The sequence below is a fragment of the Thiocapsa bogorovii genome (assembly GCF_021228795.1).
GTDB lineage: Bacteria > Pseudomonadota > Gammaproteobacteria > Chromatiales > Chromatiaceae > Thiocapsa > Thiocapsa bogorovii.
In genome coordinates, this window is the sequence record NZ_CP089309.1 from 665,682 (window position 1) to 687,691 (window position 22,010).

Sequence of the window (22,010 nt, forward strand, 5' to 3'; positions counted from 1 at the left end):
CGACGTATTGGCGGGCTGCGGCGATGTCGGAAAGGGAACGACTCGGTTGAGAGACGTCCGGGCGACGTATTGGCGACTTCAGTCGCCCGCACCTGTCCTGCACCGGGACCCTATCGAAATTCTTGGCTCCCGGAAATCACCTTGGACCAAACCCACACTTCCCGGCGCGATCGCCGATAAGGTTAAGCGGTCAACCAGTTTTCTTAAAAGAGGAGGAGATATGAAAAAAGCACTTCCTGCACTCGTCGCCGCTGCATCGATCTGCGGGCCGGCCATCGCCGATGATCCGATGGTCGTCCCGTTGCAGCGTCTCTCGATGGATTCTGCGGTGAAGATCGCCCAAGGGGCGATCGAAGAATGTCGCGAGAAGGGGATCCAGATCGCTGTCACCGTCGTCGATCGCGAAGGCACGGTGCAGGTGACGCTCCGCGATACCATCGCCGCGCCTATCACCGTGCCGATCAGCAAGATGAAGGCCTTCACCGCGGTCAACTTCAATGCCGCAACCTCGGCCATGGCCGATCGGGCGGATACACCGATCGGGCGTGTCGAGGGTCTCGTGATGTCCGCCGGCGGTGTTCCCGTCCTGGTCGGCGGCTCGTCGCTGGTGGCCGGTGTGGGCGTCAGCGGTGCACCCGCCGGGGAGACCGACGAGGAATGCGCCCTCGCCGGCATCGCCGAGATTCAGGACGATCTGGATATGGCGATGTAGGGCTGAACCGCGTCCGTTTTTTTTTCGGGTCGGGTCGCGTGAAGGTATGCGTCGGCTCGACACACGAGCTTGGCGCGACGCGGTACAGGATGCGAAATAACCCGAAAAATTCTAAACCGCGTCGTGAAGGGCGTTCCGGGGATCATCGCGGGTTTCGGCTCTGCGAAAACAGCGAATAGTCGAGTCGGACACGGTTTAGACCCACAACAGGATCGGGGGTGACAGATGCGTTTAGTGGAAGCCGAAGCAGCGCTTATCTCAGACCTGAAGGACGAAAGCGAGTTGATCGGTGAGATGCGACTACCCGCATTCAGCGTGGTCACCGCGCGCCACCCGACGCTCGGCAGACTGGTGATCATCGTCGCGCCGGACGGCACGGGTGCGGTTGTCGAGGTGAGCGAGTAGGGCATCAGGGACGCTCGGTCTGCGCCCGCCCCGCACCGGAGCAAGGCCCGGGTTTTCAGGAAAACCTCACTCGGAAAACCGACACCTAATCGTGATCCGACGGGGCCCGGCGCATCCGCTTGCTGCTGGATTGTTTACGCTTGGTCTCCAGACGTCGCTCGGTCGAAGCACGAGTCGGTCGGGTTGCGACGCGGGTTTTCGGCCGCACCGCTGCTTGGGCGATCAGGGCGGCGAGACGCGCACGCGCATCGGCTCGGTTGCGCTCTCGGGTGCGATAGCGGTGTGCCTCGATCATCAGGACACCGTCCGAATCGATCCGCCGTCCGCCGAGTCGCCTCAAGCGCTCGCGCACGTCCTCGGGGAGCGACGGCGAGCGTGCGACATCGAATCGCAACTGGACCGCTGTCTCGACCTTGTTGACGTTTTGACCGCCCGGTCCGGGCGAGCGAATGAACCGCTCGCTCAGCTCCGTCTCGTCGATGCGGATACGGTTGGAGATCTGCAGCATGATGCGATTCTATACGCCTTAAACCGCGCTCAGTGCGGTATGCGATGTTCTTGGACGGGATCGGCCCCGGCAGACTTCAGGACCGTTGGAGCCGGCGCGGTTTAAGATATTAAAGAATAAATTGTTTTAGACCGCGTCCGCGTGAAAAGCCGTCAATGCACGAAACAGCGAACTCACTCGAAAAGGAGCAACTCGCTCTGGGCGCGGTTTAGTCCACCCAAACGCGCGCATTGCGGAACAGACGCATCCAAGGACCGTCCGTGCCCCACTCATCCGAGTGCCATGAATTCTGAACAGACCTGAAGACGCGCTCGGGGTGAGGCATCATGATGGTGACGCGCCCGTCGAGCGTCGTCAGCCCCGCGATGCCCTCGGGCGAGCCGTTGGGGTTGGCGGGATAACGCTCCGCGGCCCGGCCGTCGTTCTCGATATAGCGCGTCGCCACGCTGGCGCGCGCCGCAGCGAGATGCTCGGCATCGCGGAACTCGGCCCGACCTTCGCCGTGCGCCACCGCGATCGGCATACGCGAGCCGGCCATCCCTGCGAGCAGCACCGATGGCGTCTCCCGGACCTCGAGCATCAGGGTGCGAGCCTCGAACTGCTCGGAGCGGTTGCGCACGAAGTGCGGCCAGTGGTCCGCGCCCGGGATCAGCTCGCGCAGGTTGGAGAGCATCTGGCAGCCGTTGCAGACGCCGAGCGCGAAGGTGTCGCGTCGCTCGAAAAAGGCTTGGAATTGATCGCGGGCCCGCGGGTTGAAGAGGATGGACTTGGCCCAGCCCTCCCCTGCGCCCAACACGTCGCCGTAGGAGAAGCCACCGCATGCGGCAAGTCCGCGGAAACGCGCAAGGTCGACGCGCCCGGCCATGATGTCGGATAGATGCACGTCCACGCACTCGAAGCCCGCAGCATGGAACGCCGCGGCCATCTCGACCTGACCGTTTACGCCCTGCTCGCGCAGGATGGCGATCGGCGGACGCGCGCCGCGCTCGACATAGGGTGCGGTCAGATCGTCGTCAGGATCGAAGGTCAGCGCGGCATGAAGGCCCGGGTCCGACTCGGGGATGCGCGCATAGGCCTCGGCCGCACACTCGGGGTGGTCGCGCAGGGACTGCATGCGGAAGCTCGTCTCGGACCAGACCTGCTGGAGCTCGGCCCGGCGCGCCTCGAAGAGCGGACGACAGCGGCGACAGACGCGGATCTGATCGCAGTCGTCGAGCATGCCGATCACCGGGCTGTACTCGGCCAAACCGTGATACTCCAGGATCTGCAACGCGTCGTCCGTCTCCGTATGGCGCACTTGGATCACGGCACCCAGCTCCTCGCTGAACAGGGCCGAGAGGTCGTCGGGCCCGACCGCGGCCAGGTCCACGTCGATCCCGCAGCGACCGGCAAAGGCCATCTCGCAGAGGGTCGTCATGAGCCCTCCGTCGGAGCGGTCGTGATAAGCGAGGATCAACTCCTCGTCTTGAAGCTCCTGGATGGCGGCGAAAAAGCGTTTGAGCAAGTCCGGCTTATCAAGGTCCGGTCCGACATCCCCGAGCTGGCCGTAGACCTGCGCAAGAGCGGACCCGCCGAGACGGTTCCGGCGCTTTCCCAGATCGATCAAGATGAGGTCGGTATCGCCCTGATCGGTTCGAAGTTGCGGAGTCAGGGTCGCGCGTACGTCGAGCACCGGGGCAAAGGCGGAGACGATCAGCGAGAGGGGCGCGGACATCGCGTGCCGCACACCCCTGGCACCTTCCCAGACCGTCTTCATGCTCATCGAGTCCTTGCCGACCGGGATGGCAATCCCGAGTGCCGGGCACAGCTCCAGGCCGACGGCGCGGACCGTCGCATAGAGTTGAGCATCCTCGCGCGGATCACCTGCGGCGGCCATCCAGTTGGCCGAGAGTTTGATGTCGCCGATCGAACCGATGCGTGCCGCGGCAAGGTTGGTAATGGCCTCGCCGACGGCCATGCGTCCGGAGGCCGGGGCGTCGAGCAGGGCGAGCGGCGTGCGCTCGCCGATCGCCATCGCCTCGCCGGTCACACCGCGATAGTCGCTGATGGTCACGGCACAGTCGGCCACCGGGATCTGCCAGGGCCCGACCATCTGATCGCGCGCGACCTGGCCGGTAATGCTGCGATCGCCGATGGTGATGAGAAAGGACTTGTCGGCGACCGTGGGCAGCCGCAACACGCGATCGAGGGCCTCGCGCAGATCGATCTCGGCGGCGCGCAGCGGTGCCCGCGGCGGCTGTCCGGTGATGGCATCCCGCTCCATCTTGGGAGGCTTGCCGAACAGCAGCGACATGGGCATATCGATCGGGGTGTTCACGAAGTGCGCATCGCCGAGCGTGAGGTGCTGATCGGCGGTCGCGGTCCCGACGACGGCATGCGGACAGCGCTCGCGCGCGCAGATCGCCTCGAACTGCTCCAGTCGATCCGCCGCCACGGCCAAGACATAGCGCTCCTGTGCCTCGTTGCACCAGATCTCCATCGGCGACATGCCCGGATCGGCGTTGGGCACCGCACGCAGCTCGAAGCGTCCGCCGCGCCCGGCATCGTGAACCAGCTCGGGCAGAGCGTTGGCCAGTCCGCCTGCGCCGACGTCGTGGATAAAGAGGATGGGATTGTCCTCGCCAAGCGCCCAGCAGCGGTCGATGACCTCTTGGCAGCGGCGCTGCATCTCGGGGTTGGCGCGCTGCACCGAGGCGAAGTCGAGATCCTCGGCCGAGGCGCCCGAGGCCATGCTCGAGGCCGCCCCGCCGCCAAGCCCGATCAGCATCGCCGGGCCGCCCAACACGATGAGTGGCGTACCGACCGGAAAACTGTCCTTGGCGACATGCTCGGAGCGGATGTTGCCGATGCCGCCGGCGAGCATGATGGGTTTGTGATAACCACGCAGCTCCGACTCGCCGTTCGGTCCGGGAATGGCCTGCTCGAAGGTTCGGAAATAGCCGGTGAGGTTGGGCCTGCCGAACTCGTTGTTGAAGGCGGCGGCGCCGATCGGCCCTTCGAGCATGATGTCAAGCGCCGAGACGATCCGTGCAGGCTTGCCGTGATAGTCCGCTTCGGGCGGCTCCCAAGGTTGGCTGAAACCGGGGATGCGCAGGTCCGAGACCGAGAAGCCGCAGAGACCGGCCTTGGGCTTGGCGCCCCGCCCGGTCGCGCCTTCATCGCGGATCTCCCCGCCCGAGCCGGTGGCGGCACCCGGATCCGGCGCGATCGCGGTCGGGTGGTTGTGGGTCTCCACCTTCATGAGGATCGCAATGGGCTCTTCATGCTCGCCGTAGATCCCGGTCGAGGGGTCGGCGAGGAAGCGGCGCCCCTCCCAGCCCTCGATGACCGCGGCATTATCTTTGTAGGCGGAGAGCACGCCCTCGGGCGAGACGTCCGTGGTGTTCCGGATCATCTGAAAGAGCGAGTGCGGCTGCGGCTCGCCGTCGATATCCCAGCGGGCGTTGAAGATCTTGTGCCGACAATGCTCCGAGTTGGCCTGGGCGAACATCATCAGCTCGACATCGGTCGGGTCGCGCTCGAGCGCCTCGAAGCTGCCGGCGAGATAGGCGATCTCGTCGGGCGAGAGCGCGAGTCCCAGCTCGCCGTTGGCTTGGGCCAGGGCCGCCTCGGGATCGGCGCCGAGCGCGACACGGCGCACCGGGCTCGGCTCAGCGTGCGCGAACAGACGCTCGGCATCGGCCAGGTCGAAGAGCGCGATCTGGGTCATGCGATCGTGCAGGAGTGCCGAGGCCTTCTCGACCTGACTTACGTCAAGCGCGCCTGCGCTCCCCGTCAAATAGTAGGCGGTGCCGCGCTCCAGTCGTTCGAGACCCGCGAGCCCGCAGTTGTGCGCGATATCGGTCGCCTTCGACGACCAGGGCGAGATGGTGCCCGGCCTCGGCACGACCAGCACGAGCCGGCCGACCGGCGCATGGCTCGGCAAGGCGGGGCCATAGCGCAGGAGTCGCTCCAGGATGCTCCGTTGATCGTCGGCCAAGTCACCCGCGAGATCCGCAAAATGGACAAACTCGGCGGAGACCTGGATCGGAACGCCGATCTGCTCGCGCAGTTTGCCGGCAAGCTTCTGAAGACGGAACTCGGAGAGGGCGGGCGCACCACGGAGGACGAGCATGGGACATGACTCTATGTTCGGGCTCTTGAACCCACATGATACTTGAGATCCGAGGCCGGGGCGCGCAGAGGCAGACGCGCGTCGGCCGCGCGACCCGGCGCTCCAACCCGAAATGACCACAGGTGGGCAATCCTTGATCGGATCGCAATCCGCCGTGCCCTACCCGCGGGTTAAGGCACGCGCGAACAGCTTATCCACATGAGCGGTCACAGGGGTTGGGGGTAAGGCGGCGGACAAGGTCCGAATGGCGTCCGCACTGACTTGGGATAGGCCAACGTCGCTTCCTTGAAACGCGCGCATGATGAAAAGGCCGCCAGTAGGGTGGACGAGCGAGAGCGAAGTCCACCGAATCACGCGCCGAGGCTGGTGGACTGCGCTGCGCTTGTCCATGACCCGGCGGCGTGAAGTTCACCCTCCGGCTTAGCACCGCGAGTATCATGACGGTCCTCTGTGCATCAGTCCCGAACACCATGCCGAAACACGCCCTTTCCGATCTGTTGACCACGCTCGATTTCGCTTGGCGGCGCGAACCGGCCACGCCCGGCCCCTTGAATAACATCCAATGGCGCGCGAACGCCTGCGATGCCGGCTCGATCCTCTTCTTCCAACGGTTCGACGACGGGCGCACCGACGCCGAGATCATCGAGCGCTATCTCGTCGATAGCGCCTGTTCCGTGCTGGTCACCAACCGCATGATCGAGGGCATCGAGCGACTGCCCGGCAAGGGCATCTATGTTACGCACCCAGGCGACTGGGCCGAGGTCGTCGCGCGCTTCTGCGATCGCGTCTATCCGCTGGACACCGATGGCACGGTCTTTCTGGGCGTCACCGGCACGAACGGCAAGACCACGACGGTCAAATATCTGGAGGCGATCCTCTCGGCACATGGGCGGCCTGTCCTCTCGGTCGGGACGCTCGGCCTCTCCTTGGCGGGCGAGCCGCTGGCCAACACCGGATTCACCTCGCCGCCCCTGATCGAGCTCCGCCGTCTGCTGCACGCCCATCGAGACCGATACGCGGTGGTCGCGATGGAGGTCAGCAGCCATGCCCTGGATCAAGGGCGTGCGCACGGCATCCCGCTGCAGAACGCCGCCTGGACCAACTTCACACAGGACCATCTGGACTATCACGGCGGCGAGGCGGCCTATTTCGCGGCCAAGGCACGCATCCTGGACATGATCGCGGGCGGTGGCCGTCTCTACACGACCAGTCCGGATGTCGCCGAGCGGTTGTCGGAGAATGGCCGACCGCGGGTTCCCGTCCAGGTCCTGCCAGAGGCGACGCTCGCCCCCGAGGCGCTCGCCGCCAAGCCCTTCCTCGCGCTGGCTCACAATCGCCGAAACTATGCCCTTGCCGTCGCCTTGGCCGACGGGGTCTTGGGGCCGGAGGCACGCGAGGACTGGCGCCACCTCAGCGCGGTGGACGGACGCTTCGAGTGCCGCGTCGTCGGCAACCGCACCCTGGTGGTCGACTTTGCCCACACACCGGATGCACTCGAGACCATCCTGACCGCGATCCGCGACGCCTTCCCTCAAGCGCGGGTCGCCACCCTCTTCGGCTGCGGAGGAGACCGCGACCGCTTTAAGCGCCCGCTCATGGGTGCGGCGGTGGCGCGTCATTCCGACTACAGCATCGTGACCTCGGATAATCCGCGTTTCGAAGATCCCGAACGCATCATCGCGGATATCCTCACGGGCATGCCCGACGCGGGTCGTGAGGTGGTGATCGAGCGACCGCGCGCGATCGCGCGTCTGCTCGACTTCCTGGCCGAGCGGCCCGAGGATGAGCCCTGGGTCGCCCTCGTCGCCGGGAAGGGTCACGAGCGCTATCTCGATGCCAAGGGCCACAAGACCCCCTACAGCGATCAGGACGAGGTCGAGCGCAACCTCATCCGTCTCGGCTGGGTCTAAACCGCGCCCAGTGCGGTATGGGATGTTTTTGGATAGGATCGGCCCCGGCAGTTTTGACGACAGCTGGAGACGGCGCGGTTTAAGGGAAAAAAAGATAAATCATTGTAAACCGCGTCCACGTGAAGGGCCGTTGATGCACCAAACGTAGAGCTCACTCGAAAGTGAGCATCTCGCTCTGGACGCGGTTTGACGCCGGTCATCGAGGATGGATATGCCGATCAATGTCCCCTTGCGCCGACTCTACTCGGTCCCCGTCGGTCTGCTGCTCGGCATCGCGCTCGCGCTGCTGGTCCCGGACGGTGCGCCCTACGTGGCCTGGATCGGGCAGATTTTCATCTCCATTCTCAAGCTCCTGATCCTGCCGCTGATTCTGGTCTCCATCTATGCCTCGCTCTCGGGCGGGCGCGAGCTCAGGCGGATCGGCGGATGGACACTGCTCTATTACCTGACGACCTCGGCCGTCGCGGCCGGGCTGGGGACGCTGATCGGACTCGCCCTCTCGCGCGATCTCCCCGCGGGACTGCTCCACCTAGAGCAGGTCGAGCCGGGCGCGGCGAGCTTCAGTGTTGAGCATCTGATCGCGAACCTCGTCCCGAGCAACCTCTTCGCCTCGCTCGCCGACGGGAACATCCTGCATATCGTCTTCGTTGCCATCGTGCTGGCCATTGCCTCGCGGCGGATCCCGGGCGACCAGCGCGAGACCCTGCTCGCCGGTGCACGCGCCACGGACGCACTGCTGATGCAGGTCCTGCGCGGGGTCCTCGCACTTGCACCCGTGGGCATCGCGGCCTTGATCTACGACGGACTCGCCGGGATGGACTGGGCGGAGGTCTTCCAGCTGCACGCATTCGTATGGGCGGTAGCCTTGGCCGCGGTGCTGCATGCGGCGGTCTTTCTGCCGGCCCTGTTTCGTCTGCGCACGGGGTCTTCGCCTTGGCGCTTCGTCGCCGCCTGCCGTGCCCCGCTAATGACCGCGCTCTCCACCGCCTCGAGCGCCGCGACCTATCCGGTCTCCAAGCAGGCATTGGAAGACACGGGCGTGAGCGAGCGTGTCACGGCCTTCAGTCTGCCCTTGGGCGCCACGCTCAACATGGACGGCTCCGCCCTCTACCAGTCGATCCTGCTCATCTTCATGTCACAGCTCGCCGGGGTCGATCTCAGCGCCGCGCAGGCGCTCTTCATCGTCCTGCTGACCATGGCCTCATCCGCCGGCACCGCAGGCATCCCTGGCGGAGGCATCGCCCTGATGGCCTTCATGCTCGACCTGCTCGGCCTGCCGCAGACCTATCTGGCCCTCTATCTCCTCGTCGATCGTTTCTTCGACTATCCCATCACCGCCGTCAATGTCTGGGGGGACTTGGTCGTCGCCGCCCTTGTCGATCGCGACCTTCGGCGAGGCTGAGCTGCGGTCGCAAGGTGCGGTTCGTACCTCACCGCACCCAACGTGTGCGAGAACAAAGGTGTAGGGTGTGGTGACGAAGGAACCGCACCGATAGGCGGCTCGATGATCGCGCCGCGCGGTTCGTATCCACACCGCACCCGACATGCGCGAGAACAAAGGCGTAGGGTGTGGTGACGCAGGAACCGCACCGATAGGCGGCTCGGTGGTCGCGCGGTGCGGTTCGTATCCTCACCGCACCCTACGCGCCCGGGAGCGCAACATCTCGTGCATACCCGAGAGCACTCCCATCGCGCGCCCGCTCGGGATAGACTCGACACACCACGTGCCGGGCCGGTTCAGTCCATGTCGAATCCTCGCTCCATCCGATTGCTGATCCCATCGTTGGCCATCGTCGGTCTCTCCTTGGTCGGGGCCGTGCTCCCCGACACGGCGCAGGCCGCCGACGCTTGTCGAGAAGGCGAGGAGGTACGGATCTGGACCGCTCCGCTGCAACCAAGCCCGGGCGCGCCGCTGGAGATCATCGCGGTCGCCACGGACGCCGATCTCGACGAGGTGCTGATCACGGACCCCGCCGGCCGCCAAACCAGCCTGCGCGCCGCCCGCGCCGGCGGACCACCCTGGAGTCTCTACGGGACCCAGTTTCGTCCGGTCGCCGGGACCTACCGCATCGAAACCACGCGCGCAGGGCGGGTCGCGGCCTGCGCCGAGGTGACGGTCGGCGGCAGCGATCGCACGCAAGGCAGCGCCCGCGGCAGCGGCAGCAGCGAGTGGGATCTGGCGACGGAGGCCTTCTACTCGGCCTGGATCGAGCACCTCTTCGAGGCCCCGCCCGAGCAGTCCCTGAGCTTCGACTCGCTCGGCCCGGTGTTGCGCGACCCCTCGCGCAACCTGCTCTTCAACTATCTCGGCAACGGCGAGGACCACAGCCTCCCCGCCGAGCCTGATTGCGCCGACCTACCCTACTTCCTGCGGACCTATTTCGCCTGGAAGCTCGGGCTGCCGGTCGCCTACCGACCCTGCACGCGCGGGAGCCGGAGCAGCGCACCGACCTGCCAGGCGCCCGTCGCCGAGATGCGTTTCGTCGGCGCCTCCACAGACCAGGGCGCGTCCGCCGAGGTCTTTCGCGAGGCCAGCCGAGCGATGATGAACACGGTCCATTCGGGCAGCGCCCGCACAGCGCTGCGCGATGACGCCACCGACTTCTACCCGGTCGCTCTGGATCGCTCGACACTCTGGCCCGGGACCATCTTCGCCGACCCCTACGGCCACATCATGGTGATCGTGAAATGGCTGCCCCAACGCGGGCGAGAGAGCGGTCTCCTGCTCGCCGTCGACGCCCAGCCGGACAACTCGGTGACGCGCAAGCGCTTCTGGGAGGGCACCTTCCTGTTCGCCCAAACCCCGAGCGCGGGTCCGGGCTTCAAGGCGTTCCGCCCGGTCGTGCAAACAGGCAGCAGCCTGCGCCAGCAGCCCAATCGCGCACTGGACGGACGATCCGGTCTGGCCCCCTTCTCCCTCGAGCAAGCCTCACTCTCACCGGCCGACTTCTACGCCCGCATGCAGCAGCTCATCAACCCACGGGGCCTGGAGCCCGAGGCCGCCTATACCGCGACCCTGGACGCCCTGATGGAGCAACTCGAAACACGCGTCACCTCGGTCGAGAACGGCGAGGCCTACATGCGCAGCCGACCCGGCACCACCATCCCGATGCCGAGCGGACCCGCCATCTTCGAGACCACGGGCCCCTGGGAGGATTACGCCACGCCGTCGCGCGACATGCGTCTGCTCATCGCCATGAAGGTGCTCGCAGACCTGCCCGAGCGCATCAATCGCTACCCGGAGCTCTTCGTGCTGCAGGGCCGCTCACCGAGCGATGCCGCCGCGCGCATCGAGCGGCTCAATGCACAAAGAACGGGCGAGCGGTTCATCACCTACACCCGCAGCGACGGCACGCCATGGCGTCTGAGTCTCGGTGACATCTACAGCCGCCGCGCCGAATTCGAGATCGCCTACAACCCGAACGACTGCGTGGAGCGGCGCTGGGGCGCATCCCCCGGCACGCCGGATGAAGCGACCTGTCGGCGGCGTGCACCGGCGGACCAGCGTGCGCGGATGGAGGAGTATCGTCCCTGGTTCCGCGACACGGTCCGCCCGCCGCGTTAGCGCGACCTTCTCGATCGGCTGAACATACGCGCCCGACACCCACGCCCGGCTGCGCCCAAACGGAGTCCGTCCCATGCCCAGTTGTCCCTCCGTGCCATGCCGAACCGAGCAGGCCCTGCTCCGAGTCGCCTGTGTCGCGGTTTGCCTGACGTTGGTCGCCTGCGGGGCCCCGGGCCCGCGGCCCGGCGAGGCGCCCGGAACCTGGGCCGGACGCCCCATCGGCCAGGCGCCCTCGCCCAACCCCGGGCTCAAACGGGCGATGATCCAACGCGCGACCCGCGAGTGGGAGCAGTTCGATCGCCAGGTCGTGGTCTTCAAGGGCAACGAGGAAAGCATCCCCCACGTCGGCGCCTGGGAGGACGACTACACACATGTCAGTCGGGTCAACGTCTACTGGCGTGCCGTCAACAAGCCGACGCTCGACGGGTTGGACTGCCGGCAACCCTGGTCGGCCGCCTTCATCAGCTGGGTGATGCAGAGTGCCGGCGTACCGACGAGCCAGTTCCGTCCGGCGAGCGCCCACTGGGTCTATCTCTCATCGATGGTCGAGGAGGCGAGCTATCCGGGTCGCTACTTCGTCCCCCGGCGGATTCAGGACTACAGCCCCGAGCCGGGCGACCTGGTCTGCGCAGGGCGCGGCCGCACGCCGTTGCGACCGGTCGACGGCTATACCAGCGCCTGGATGCTCCAGGGAGCGGAAACCCACTGCGACCTCGTGGTCGGGAGGAACAGCCAGACACTGGAAGTCATCGGAGGGAACGTGCGCAACTCGGTCTCCAAAAGCGTCCTTGAGCTCGACGACCGCGGCCGGCTCAAGCCCGTGACGCGCCGGCCCTGGTTTCTGGTGATGGAGAATCGGCTCTGAGGTGGCGCTGCATGACGCTCATCCTTTAGGCAAAGCCCAGCGTGCCCCACCGACCTGCTCATGTTGCCTTGAATCGTTCCTTAATCAGGTCAGCGGAGGTGACCATGAACAACATCGAAAGACAGCCCTGGACAGCATGCCTCGGCGCCGTTCCCGCGATCCTTCTGCTCTTCGTCTTCCACGCCCATGCCGATGAGCCCTGGACAGCACCCCTGCAACGCGGCGGTCAGGTCGAGGTCGATCCACGCACCAACCGCCCGGTCCTCGATCAGAACGGTCGTCGCACGCAACTCTGGGACGGCGTACACCGACTGGAAGACGGCTCGGTCATCCGCATCGAAGGCGGCCGCGTGGTCCCGACGACCGATATGCTGGCGCCGAGCGGCGCGCCGAGCGAGCCGGCCGCCTCCGACGCCGAAGCGCCGGAGGCGGTCGAAGCCGACGAAGGCGCGGCCAAGCAGCCGACCGGCGGACGCCTTACGGGCGCCTCACCTTGCGAGCAACTGGTGCTCCGAGTCTGCGGCGCCGCCCGCACCTGTTGGCAGGAACCCGCTTGCGAGGCCGCGCGCCAACTCCGTCAAATGGAACAGGAGGAGTGGCTTAAAGGAGCCGATCCAGGCCGCGTCACGGAGAGCGGGGAACAGTGCGAGGAGGCCATGAGCAACGCATTCTTTGCGCCGTGTCTCTAAACCGCGCCCAGCGCGGTACGCGTATCAAGCGCGGCTTCGACACGCCAAAAACTGCTTCAGCAGCGTCGGTTGGATCTCGCCCAGCTCGCGTCGCCGGTCGATGGTATCGTCGCCGCTCACCAGCGCATGCAAGAGACGATATGCGGTCGCGCGATCGTCGCTGGACGCGTCACCCGTTTCGCGGATCACCGCAAAGGCCTTCGGATCCTCCAACAGAAGCCACGCGGGGAAATCCTCGGTCTCCAGTTCATCCTCGAGTCCGAGGTCGCCGAACGCCGACCAGAGATCGGCCAGACGACGATCCGGGAACGCCGGGTCACGAAATGCGCGCTCGGCCGCCGACGGATATTCGCGACAGAGCCACAACCAGTCTCGGCGCGCACCGCACAGATCGCGACCTCGCCAGCAGGCCTCCGCATGGAACAGGACCAGGACCGGATGATCGAGCCAGTCAGGCTCGGACTCGATCGTCTCCCGCGCGCGCTCCCAGCGCCCTGCCCGCGTCCAGGCAATCGCGGCGTGGAATTCGCCCGTTCCGGGGTCGAAGGGACGCCCGGCAAGGCGCTCGTCCACTCGCTCCCCCAGCCGCTCCGCGAGCGCCGCCCACAGGGTCCCGAGGAAATCGCGCGCCCGATGGCCCAGCAGTTGCGCGGCCAGAGGCCCGATCTCTTCGAGCTCGCGCCATCGCTCCTCGACACGTCCGTCGCGCCCGTTCGCATCCGCATCGTCGAGGGTCTGGATCAATCGGAGAAAACCGCCGAGCCGCGGATGCTTCGGATCACGGTGCATCAAACGGGCGACCTGATCGCGCGCACGATCCGTGCGGTGCTCGACCAGGGCGGTTCGGACCTCCTCCTCGAGCAGCAGCGCGGTGCTGTCCTGAAACAGGTCCAGCTGGCAACGCTCCGGGGGAGGCGCATAGGCGAGTGCGCAGGCGCGGGTCAGCTCCGGATGCGGACCGATCGACAAGGGACGCTCTCGATCGCCCCAAACCATATGCTCGAGCGGGACGGCGACGAGCTTCTGTCCGCGAGCATAGCCCCCTGAATCCTCCAGGAATCCAGCAATCGCCTTGGGTGAGGCACGCAGGGCCCCCTGCAGATCCGACCTCCCCCCGGTCCGCCAGGCGACATAGTCCTCGTAGCCAAGCAGGTCGGCCGCGAGCAGAAGCTCCAGCGGATCGAGCCGCCCCTGCTCGAGCAGCAGACGATCGACCAGCGGTCGCAGTTCTTGATCCGGGATCGCGTCGCGTACCGAGTCCATCAGGTCGCCCTCAAGCTTCGGTCGAATGGCCGTGAATATGGACGGCCAACCAAAGGCAGCGGGGCTCGGTCGACGTCTTGTTCACGCGATGCGGGGTTCCCGCCGGGATGAACCGATAGTCGCCCGAGTGCATGGTGAGCGTCTCTCCGTCGATCCAGAGCTCCGCCTCGCCTTGCAGCAGACAGACCCACTCGTCCTGGATCTGATCGTAGAGGACGGACTCGGGGCGATCGGTGCTCAGGATGCGCTCGATCCGAACGTTGGAGCAGCGCAACAGCTCCTCGAACGCCTCGCCGCGATCGATCCGGGGGAGGTCTTGATAAAGATTGCGCGGCATCCCGGTCAGCCCTCGTCGAGGAAGAATTCAAAACAACCGAACCTGAACTGCGTCTCGCCGAGTCAGAGATTAGCCTCAACCCAGGTCAAATGCAGTGGCCACTAAAGAGGCACCGGACGCAGTTCAGCCCTACAACAGGACGCGCTCGATTCCGCCGTCCCGCACCCGATCCAAGAACCGCTGCTGCCAGCCCTCGCCCAGCATGCGGTCGGCCAGCTCGACCACGATATAGTCGGTCTTCAGACCCGTGTCGTCGGTGTACTTGGCAAGACCCTGCTGGCAGGCCGGACAGGCGGTCAAGAGCTTGACCTCGCCGGCGCGGACAACGTCCTGCCCCGTCAGCGCCTGAATGCCCGTGGTCAACTCCTCCTGTTTGCGGAACCGCACCTGGTTGGCGATGTCCGGCCGCGAGGTCCCGAGGGTGCCCGCCTCCCCGCAGCAGCGATCCGAGAGCATCACCGACTGGCCGATCAGACTCGCCGCCACCTTGAGCGGAGCATGGGTCTTCATGGGCGAGTGACAGGGGTCGTGGTAGAGATACTGGACCCCCTCGACACCCTCCAGACTCACGCCCTTTTCCATCAACCACTCGTGGATGTCGAGCAGACGACAGCCGGGGAAGATGCGCTCGAACTCGTATTTGAGCAGCTGATCCATACAGGTCCCGCAGGAGACGACGACCGTGCGGATATCCATGTAATTCAGCGTATTGGCGACACGATGGAAGAGCACCCGATTCTCCATCGTGATCTGGCGTCCTCGGTCTTCGAGCCCGGCCGAGCGCTGCGGATAACCGCAGCAGAGATAGCCGGGCGGCAGCACGGTCTGGGCGCCTTGCTCGTAGAGCATCGCGAGTGTGGCCAGCCCGACATCCGAGAAGAGCCGCTCGGAGCCGCAGCCCGGGAAGTAGAAGACCGCTTCGGCGTCCTCCGCCGCCACGCGTGGATCGCGCAGGATCGGCACCTGGGTCTTGTCCTCGAGTTCGAGGATCTGGCGGAAGGTCCGCTTGGGCAGCTCGACCCGGATCGGGCGACTGACCAGATCCACCACCTGGGTCGCAAGCATCGGCCGATGCCCGGTCGCGCCCGGCTTAGCGGTGCGCTTCGCGGTCAGTCCAAACGCCTTGGCGACGCGATGGCCGAGATTCATCCCCGCAAAACCCCATTGGGCGAGGCCCTTGCGAAGCAGTCGCACGGCACGGGGGTCCGTGACGTTCAGGAACTGCATCGCCGCCCAAGAGCCTGCGTTGAAACGCTTTTGACCGCGATCGACCAGGATGCGCCGCATCCGCATGGTGACATCACCGAAATCGATGTTCACTGGGCAGGGATTCAGACACTTGTGACAGATGGTGCAGTGATCCGCCACGTCGTTCATGGCCTCGAAATGGCGCAGCGAGAGACCGCGACGGGTCTGCTCCTCGTAGAGGAAGGCTTCGATAATGAGCCCGGTGCCCAGGATCTTGTTGCGCGGCGAATAGTTGAGATTCGCCCGGGGCACATGGGTCATGCACTTGGGCTTGCACTTGCCGCAGCGCAGACAGTGTTTGACGTCGTCGTTGAGCGCGCCGAGCTCGGTCTCCTCCAGGATGATGGCCTCTTGCTGCACCAACCGCAGCGACGGCGTATAGGCCCCTTCCAGCCCGGAGCCCGGCATCAGCTTGCCCGGATTGAAGCGCCCGTGCGGGTCGACGCGCTCCTTGTAGGCGACGAAGGCGTCGAGCTTCTCGCGCTCCAGGAACTGCAGCTTGGTAATGCCGATGCCGTGCTCGCCCGAGATGACCCCGCCCAGATCTGTCGCCAGCGCCATGATGCGCGCGACCAGGCGATCGGCCTCGTGGAGCATGGCGTAGTCCGATGAATGCACCGGGATATTGGTGTGCACGTTGCCGTCGCCGGCGTGCATGTGCAGGGCGACGAAGAGACGCGAGTCGCGGACTCGAGCGTGAATCTCTGTCAGGCGCTCGCGCACGCGGGCCAGATCCTGGCCCGAGAAGATTTCATTGAGTCGATCGGCCACCTCGGCGCGCAGCGATTGGCGCAGATCGCGACGGAGCATCATGGACAGCAGCGTGTCGCCCTCGCGCATGCGGGCCTTCTCCGCATCGCCAAGTCGATCCAGATGCCTGACCGCCGGCTCGTCCAGCGCACTCAGGATGATCTGCCAGCGCTGCCGCGCGGCCTGCACGGCCTCGCGCGCCGCATCGCGCTTGGCGCTCAGGATGGCGACGGCCTCGGCCGAGTCCTGATACTCGCCCTCCCCGCGCGCCCCAGAGAGATCCCTGGCAAGATCCCCGGCCAGATAGTCGAGCACCGCCGCCATGATGGCGTCCTTGTTGCGGATCGACTGCTCGATGTTCATCCGCTCGATACCGCGGCTGTAATCGCCGAGCCGGTCGAGCGGGATCACCACGTCCTCGTTGATCTTAAAAGCGTTGGTGTGACGCGAGATGGCGGCGGTGCGGGCGCGGTCGAGCCAGAAGCGTTTGCGTGCCTCCGGACTGACCGCGATGAAGCCCTCCCCGTCGCGCGCCTGAGCGAGCGTCACCACCTGCGCGGCGGCCGTATCGACCAGGGCCTCGTCGTCGCTCACCAGGTCGGCGATCAACACCATCTTAGGCAGCTCGCGCCGCGACGCCTTGGTCGTGTAATCCACCGCGCGAACATAGCGCTCGTCGAGATGTTCGAGCCCGGCCATCTGCACGCCCGGCAGGGCTTCGAGATAGTCCTTGACCTCGACGATCGCCGGAACGGCCAGATCCAGATCCGTGCCGAAGAACTCCAAACAGACCGTGCGCACATGATCGGGCATCCGATGCAGAATGAAGCGCGCCGAGGTAATGATCCCGTCGCAGCCTTCCTTTTGAACGCCGGGCAGACCGGAGAGAAACTTGTCCGTCACGTCCTTGCCGAGACCGATCTTGCGCAGGGCCGAGCCGGCCATCTCCAGGATCTCGGGCTCGCCCTTGGGCGTCACCCCGTCGGGCAGGAAGCGTCGAATGCGAAACCGCACGAGCGGCTGCTCGTGGATCTTGCCGAGGTTGTGATCCAGACGCTCGACCTCGAGCCAATCCGCATCGGGCGTCACCATCCGCCAGGAGGCCAGATTGTCCAAGGCCGTCCCCCAGAGAACGGCCTTCTTGCCGCCCGCATTCATGGCCACGTTGCCGCCGATGCAGGAGGCATCCTGCGAGGTGGGGTCGACCGCGAAAGCCAGACCGGAGCGATCGGCCAGGTCCGACACCCGGCGCGTGACCACGCCGGCGCCACAACGCACTGTCGGCACGACACCCTCCACACCGGGCAGCGCGATACGCTCCACACCCGAGAGGTCTTCGAGCTTCTCGGTGTTGATGACGGCCGTCATCGCCTGAAGCGGCACCGCCGATCCCGTGTAGCCCGTACCGCCTCCGCGCGGGATCAACGTCAGACCGGCGTCGATACAGGCCCGCACGATCGGCGCAACCTCCGCCTCGGCGTCCGGCGAGATGACCACGAAGGGCATCTCCACGCGCCAGTCCGTTGCATCCGTCGCGTGCGAGACACGCGCCAGGCCGCCGAAGTCCAAGTTGTCCTTGTGCGTGATCCCGGCGAGCGCCTTGCGCAGGCGCGCGCGCTGCGCCTTCTCCTGCTCGAACCAGTCCGCAAAACGCTGCACCGCCGCTCGCGCCGCGGTCAGCAGCTCACCGGCCCGACGATTGTCGTTGAGCCGCAGCTCAAACTGATCGAGCCGATGCGCCAGCGCTTGAAGCAGCAGACGACGACGCTCCGGGTTGTCGATCAGGTCGTCCTGCAGATAGGGGTTGCGCGTCACCACCCACATGTCCCCGAGCACCTCGAAGAGCATCCGCGCCGAACGTCCGGTCCGGCGGCTGCCGCGCAGCTCCTCGATCAACCGCCACAGCGGCTCCCCGAGGAAACGGATGACGATCTCCCGGTCGGAGAAGGACGTATAGTTATAGGGGATCTCGCGGATCCGTTGCTGGGCAGCGGCGGTCATATCGAATCTGGTCATCGGCGGTTGTTTCTTGCACTGCACAAAATGGTACAGCAAAGGCCGCTGATCATGGCCATGCGGTTGACGAGGCTGCACGCAGGTTCGAGCTTTTTCGACGTGTCGAGAATGCGGTTCGAGACCGTTCGTTGTCGTGGTCGTTGTCGTAATCGTAGTCCTACTCGATCGTCGATTACGACAACGACAACGACAACGACCACGAGAATGATCTCGGACGGTCTCGGAATCTCTGCACCTCTCCACGTCTTCAGGATCTTCGGAGACGCCGATTGACCTTACGTTGATTTGGGTCAAACGGCTGCAGATCGATCCCGGTTAGGTTTGCCCGGATGTCCGCCCCCCCGACCCAACACCGCGTCCTCAGCGATCGCGTCAACACCTTTGGTCAGTATCTGCTGAGCCGCTATGGCCAGCGGGTGCACAAGCTCGCGCTGAACGCAGGGTTCACCTGCCCCAATCGCGACGGCCGGAAAGGCATCGGCGGCTGCACATTCTGCAACAACGTCTCCTTCAGCCCGAATGCGAAGGAACCGGCCCCGATCGCGGAGCAGCTTGATGGCGGGCGCGCGGTCCTGGCAAAGCGCACCGGGGCGCGGCGCTTTATGGCCTACTTTCAGGCCTACACCAACACCTACGACCCGATCGAGACACTGCGCGAGCGCTACGACGCGGCACTCGTCCACCCGGACGTGATCGGGCTCTCGGTCGGTACACGTCCGGACTGTGTCCCGGAAGCCGTGCTGGACCTGCTCGCCCGCTATCGTGCCCGCGGCAAGGAGATCTGGCTCGAGCTGGGCCTTCAATCGGCGGACGACCGCACGCTCGAGCGGGTGAATCGCGGGCACGACTTCGCGGACTTCCGAACCGCGGTTGCGGGCGCCCGCCGTCGCGGTATCCCGGTCTGCGCGCACCTCATCGTCGGACTGCCGGGCGAGGGGCGCGACGCGGCCTTGTCGAGCCTGGAGCGCGTACTCAAGCTCGGCGTCGAGGGATTGAAGATCCACCCGCTGCATGTCGTGCGCCAAACCCGGTTGGCGATCGACTGGCGACGCGGCGACTACACGCCGCTCGAGCTCGACGACTACGTGAATATCTGCGCCGACCTGGTCGAGCGCACGCCGCCCGAGGTGACCTTCCATCGCCTCACGGGTACCGCCTCTCGAGACATCCTGCTCGCACCCGCTTGGTGCAACCGCAAATGGGCGGTCCTGAACGCCATCGAGGCGGAGCTTTACCGACGCGACTCGCGCCAAGGCGATCATTCCGCGCCCGCTTCCCATCCAAAACTTGCAAGCACAGCCTGACCCTCGGAGACCACCCTGTATGGAGCTCGTCTGTCCCGCCGGCAACCTGCCGTCGCTTAAGGCCGCCGTCGACAACGGCGCCGATGCCGTTTATATCGGGTTTCGCGACGACACCAATGCCCGTCACTTCGCCGGCTTGAACTTCGGCGACAAACAGATCCGCGAGGGTCTGAAGTACGCACGCGACCGCAAGGTCAAGGTCTTCGTCGCGGTGAACACATACGCCCAGCCGAGCGGCTGGTCGCGCTGGACGGCCGCGGTCGACCGGGCCGCTGACCTGGCCGTCGATGCGCTGATCCTGGCCGACATGGGTGTACTCGACTATGCCGCCGAACGTCATCCGAACCTCAATCTGCATCTCTCGGTACAGGGCTCGGCGACCAACCCGGCCGCGATCGGCTTCATGCATCGCCATTTCGGGATCCGTCGCGTCGTGGTGCCGCGGGTGCTCTCGCTGGCCCAAGTCGCAAACCTGATCGAGAACGTCGAGGTCCCGGTCGAGATCTTCGGATTCGGCAGCCTCTGCGTCATGGTGGAGGGCCGCTGCCTGCTGTCCTCCTATGCCAGCGGTCAATCGCCCAACACCTACGGCGCCTGCTCGCCGGCCGCGCACGTGGAGTGGCGCGACACCCCGCAGGGTCAAGAGACCCGGCTCGGCGGCGTCCTGATCGAGCGGCGCGGCCACGGCGAGCCGGCCGGTTATCCGACGCTCTGCAAGGGACGTTTTGCCGTCGAAGGCGAGATCCGTCACGCCATCGAAGAGCCGACCAGCCTGAACACACTCGACATCCTGCCCGGCATCCTCGCGGCCGGCGTGAGCGCCATCAAGCTCGAAGGGCGTCAGCGCAGCACCCGCTATGTCTCGCAGGTTACCCGCGTCTGGCGCGAAGCGATCGACGCCTGCAAGCGCAATCCCCAGGCATTTCGCCCGAAAGAGAGTTGGCATCAAACCCTCGCCCAGGTCTCGGAAGGCGCGCAAACGACCATCGGTCCCTATCACCGGCCCTGGCATTAGACCGAGCCCGCATCGGCCGTCCCAGGCGCACGACCTGTAGGGGCGAATTTATTCGCCCCTAAACGCCGGTCGATTCCTGGAAAACACCTGAACCTTCGATGAGTCTTGATCCGGAACGACGATGACAATGGATTCCATGCAGAGCCAACCGCCACGCCCGCGCCTTTCACTCGGCCCGATCCTCTACCACTGGCCGCGCGAACAGGTCCTCGACTTCTATGCCGAGATGCTCGAGACCACTGTCGACGTCATCTATCTCGGAGAGACCGTCTGTTCGAAACGGCGCCTGCTGCGCCCGGAGGATTACTGGGAGCTGGCCGAACGCGTCGTTGCCGCGGGCAAGCAGGCGGTGATCTCGACACTGGCCCTGATCGAATCCGACGGCGAGCTCAAGACCCTCAAACGCATCTGTGCCGACGAGCGTTTTCTCGTCGAGGCCAACGACCTCGGCGCACTCGAGTTTCTCGAAGGGCGCCCCTTCGTGGCCGGCCACTCGATCAACCTCTACAACCAACGCACCCTATCCTTCCTCGTCGCCCGCGGCCTGAAACGCTGGGTCCTGCCGGTGGAGCTCGGCCGCGAGACCGCCGCCGACCTGCTGGCCGCGCGCGCGGACGGCGTAGAATGCGAGCTGTTCGCGTTCGGGCGCCTGCCGCTCGCCTATTCGGCGCGCTGCTTCACCGCCTACAACCGCGATCTGCCCAAGGACGACTGCCGATTCTGCTGCGCCGACTACCCGGATGGCCTACTCGTCGCCACCCAGGACGGCGAGCCCTTCCTGGCGCTCAATGGCATCCAGACTCAATCGGCCGGCACCCATAACCTGCTGCCGTCGCTTCAGGAGGTCACGCGCATGGGTGTGGATCTGCTGCGCATCAGCCCCCAGTCGCAAAACACCGCGGGCATCATCGATGTCTTCGCCGCTTGCCTGACGGGCGACATGGATCTCGCAGCCGGCATGTCGAAGCTGCGCGACTGGACCCCATCGGGCCTTTGCGACGGGTATTGGACGGGCCAGGCCGGGATCGCCAACAGCCCGATGGAGCGGCAGCTTTAGACTTGTCGATCCGCTCGGTTTAACTCGGGCCCTAGCGGTACATGGCGCGGAGCGCCATGGTCCATGCGTGACACCGCGGAGCGGATGTCACAAGATCCTTAGGTTTCAAGTAGGGCCGGAGGTTGTGCCGAGCCGTGCGAGGCACAACCGACCGTCGGCGCAAGTTGTGCTTCCTGTCGTCAGCACAACCTACGGGGAACTCGGCGGCCACGCTCAAAGCCTGGGAAACCGCGGGGCCGGAGGGTGTGCCGA

The 22,010-nt window shown here is 65.7% G+C and carries 15 protein-coding genes; 10 read left to right on the forward strand and 5 right to left on the reverse strand.

Features of this window, described 5'->3' with window-relative positions; all coding sequences use genetic code 11:
- Window positions 1-220 precede the first annotated feature (220 nt).
- Both LT988_RS03195 and LT988_RS03200 read left to right on the forward strand, forming a co-directional pair.
- Window positions 221-712, forward strand: coding sequence for a GlcG/HbpS family heme-binding protein (locus tag LT988_RS03195; protein ID WP_232408804.1), 492 nt, complete (start codon window positions 221-223; stop codon window positions 710-712).
- Between the two features lie 225 nt (window positions 713-937).
- Window positions 938-1,117 (forward strand): hypothetical protein, encoded by a 180-nt coding sequence (locus LT988_RS03200; protein ID WP_232408805.1) that lies wholly within the window; start codon window positions 938-940, stop codon window positions 1,115-1,117.
- Window positions 1,118-1,202: 85 nt separating this feature from the next.
- Here LT988_RS03200 and arfB read toward each other — a convergent pair whose 3' ends face one another.
- Together arfB and purL are read right to left on the reverse strand one after the other, a co-directional pair.
- Window positions 1,203-1,625 carry an alternative ribosome rescue aminoacyl-tRNA hydrolase ArfB gene (gene arfB / locus LT988_RS03205; RefSeq protein WP_232408806.1) on the reverse strand — a complete coding sequence of 141 codons (423 nt, stop codon included), beginning with the start codon at window positions 1,623-1,625 and terminating at the stop codon, window positions 1,203-1,205.
- 208 nt (window positions 1,626-1,833) lie between these two features.
- On the reverse strand, window positions 1,834-5,739 hold the full coding sequence (gene purL / locus LT988_RS03210; protein WP_232408807.1) for a phosphoribosylformylglycinamidine synthase: 3,906 nt from the start codon (window positions 5,737-5,739) through the stop codon (window positions 1,834-1,836).
- Between the two features lie 470 nt (window positions 5,740-6,209).
- Between purL and LT988_RS03215 the strand changes: the two genes are divergently transcribed.
- From LT988_RS03215 to LT988_RS03235, 5 genes are all read left to right on the forward strand, one after another.
- Window positions 6,210-7,649: a Mur ligase family protein gene (locus LT988_RS03215; RefSeq protein ID WP_232408808.1), complete on the forward strand. Its 1,440-nt coding sequence runs from the start codon at window positions 6,210-6,212 to the stop codon at window positions 7,647-7,649.
- A 211-nt stretch (window positions 7,650-7,860) separates the two neighbouring features.
- Entirely contained in the window at window positions 7,861-9,051 is a 1,191-nt protein-coding gene (locus LT988_RS03220; protein WP_232408809.1) for a dicarboxylate/amino acid:cation symporter, read from the forward strand.
- Window positions 9,052-9,393: 342 nt separating this feature from the next.
- Entirely contained in the window at window positions 9,394-11,214 is a 1,821-nt protein-coding gene (locus LT988_RS03225) for a hypothetical protein (protein WP_232408810.1), read from the forward strand.
- 73 nt (window positions 11,215-11,287) lie between these two features.
- Window positions 11,288-12,079 (forward strand): DUF2272 domain-containing protein, encoded by a 792-nt coding sequence (locus LT988_RS03230; protein ID WP_232408811.1) that lies wholly within the window; start codon window positions 11,288-11,290, stop codon window positions 12,077-12,079.
- Window positions 12,080-12,183: 104 nt separating this feature from the next.
- Window positions 12,184-12,768: a hypothetical protein gene (locus LT988_RS03235; RefSeq protein ID WP_232408812.1), complete on the forward strand. Its 585-nt coding sequence runs from the start codon at window positions 12,184-12,186 to the stop codon at window positions 12,766-12,768.
- Window positions 12,769-12,792: 24 nt separating this feature from the next.
- Here the strand turns inward: LT988_RS03235 and LT988_RS03240 are convergent, their stop codons facing one another.
- From LT988_RS03240 to LT988_RS03250, 3 genes are all read right to left on the reverse strand, one after another.
- Window positions 12,793-14,031 (reverse strand): hypothetical protein, encoded by a 1,239-nt coding sequence (locus tag LT988_RS03240; RefSeq protein WP_232408813.1) that lies wholly within the window; start codon window positions 14,029-14,031, stop codon window positions 12,793-12,795.
- Between the two features lie 10 nt (window positions 14,032-14,041).
- Window positions 14,042-14,368 (reverse strand): cupin domain-containing protein, encoded by a 327-nt coding sequence (locus LT988_RS03245; protein ID WP_232408814.1) that lies wholly within the window; start codon window positions 14,366-14,368, stop codon window positions 14,042-14,044.
- A gap of 129 nt (window positions 14,369-14,497) precedes the next feature.
- The gene (locus tag LT988_RS03250) at window positions 14,498-18,367 is read right to left on the reverse strand and encodes a DUF3683 domain-containing protein (protein WP_232410503.1); all 3,870 of its coding nucleotides are present in this window, start codon (window positions 18,365-18,367) and stop codon (window positions 14,498-14,500) included.
- A gap of 344 nt (window positions 18,368-18,711) precedes the next feature.
- Between LT988_RS03250 and LT988_RS03255 the strand changes: the two genes are divergently transcribed.
- From LT988_RS03255 to ubiV, 3 genes are all read left to right on the forward strand, one after another.
- Window positions 18,712-19,686, forward strand: coding sequence for a TIGR01212 family radical SAM protein (locus LT988_RS03255; RefSeq protein WP_232408815.1), 975 nt, complete (start codon window positions 18,712-18,714; stop codon window positions 19,684-19,686).
- A gap of 19 nt (window positions 19,687-19,705) precedes the next feature.
- Window positions 19,706-20,701, forward strand: coding sequence for a ubiquinone anaerobic biosynthesis protein UbiU (gene ubiU, locus LT988_RS03260; protein WP_232408816.1), 996 nt, complete (start codon window positions 19,706-19,708; stop codon window positions 20,699-20,701).
- Between the two features lie 127 nt (window positions 20,702-20,828).
- Complete coding sequence (ubiV, locus tag LT988_RS03265) at window positions 20,829-21,758, forward strand: ubiquinone anaerobic biosynthesis protein UbiV (RefSeq protein WP_232408817.1); 930 nt, start codon at window positions 20,829-20,831, stop codon at window positions 21,756-21,758.
- Window positions 21,759-22,010: the final 252 nt, after the last annotated feature.

Coding starts and splice junctions, on each gene's coding strand:
- LT988_RS03225 (WP_232408810.1), top strand. CDS start 9,394: ATGTCGAATCCTCGCTCCATCCGATTGCTGATCCCATCGTTGGCCATC.
- arfB (WP_232408806.1), bottom strand. CDS start 1,625: ATGCTGCAGATCTCCAACCGTATCCGCATCGACGAGACGGAGCTGAGC.
- ubiU (WP_232408816.1), top strand. CDS start 19,706: ATGGAGCTCGTCTGTCCCGCCGGCAACCTGCCGTCGCTTAAGGCCGCC.
- LT988_RS03195 (WP_232408804.1), top strand. CDS start 221: ATGAAAAAAGCACTTCCTGCACTCGTCGCCGCTGCATCGATCTGCGGG.
- LT988_RS03230 (WP_232408811.1), top strand. CDS start 11,288: ATGCCCAGTTGTCCCTCCGTGCCATGCCGAACCGAGCAGGCCCTGCTC.
- purL (WP_232408807.1), bottom strand. CDS start 5,739: ATGCTCGTCCTCCGTGGTGCGCCCGCCCTCTCCGAGTTCCGTCTTCAG.
- LT988_RS03240 (WP_232408813.1), bottom strand. CDS start 14,031: ATGGACTCGGTACGCGACGCGATCCCGGATCAAGAACTGCGACCGCTG.
- LT988_RS03255 (WP_232408815.1), top strand. CDS start 18,712: ATGTCCGCCCCCCCGACCCAACACCGCGTCCTCAGCGATCGCGTCAAC.
- LT988_RS03245 (WP_232408814.1), bottom strand. CDS start 14,368: ATGCCGCGCAATCTTTATCAAGACCTCCCCCGGATCGATCGCGGCGAG.
- LT988_RS03250 (WP_232410503.1), bottom strand. CDS start 18,367: ATGACCGCCGCTGCCCAGCAACGGATCCGCGAGATCCCCTATAACTAT.
- LT988_RS03235 (WP_232408812.1), top strand. CDS start 12,184: ATGAACAACATCGAAAGACAGCCCTGGACAGCATGCCTCGGCGCCGTT.
- ubiV (WP_232408817.1), top strand. CDS start 20,829: ATGGATTCCATGCAGAGCCAACCGCCACGCCCGCGCCTTTCACTCGGC.
- LT988_RS03200 (WP_232408805.1), top strand. CDS start 938: ATGCGTTTAGTGGAAGCCGAAGCAGCGCTTATCTCAGACCTGAAGGAC.
- LT988_RS03220 (WP_232408809.1), top strand. CDS start 7,861: ATGCCGATCAATGTCCCCTTGCGCCGACTCTACTCGGTCCCCGTCGGT.
- LT988_RS03215 (WP_232408808.1), top strand. CDS start 6,210: ATGCCGAAACACGCCCTTTCCGATCTGTTGACCACGCTCGATTTCGCT.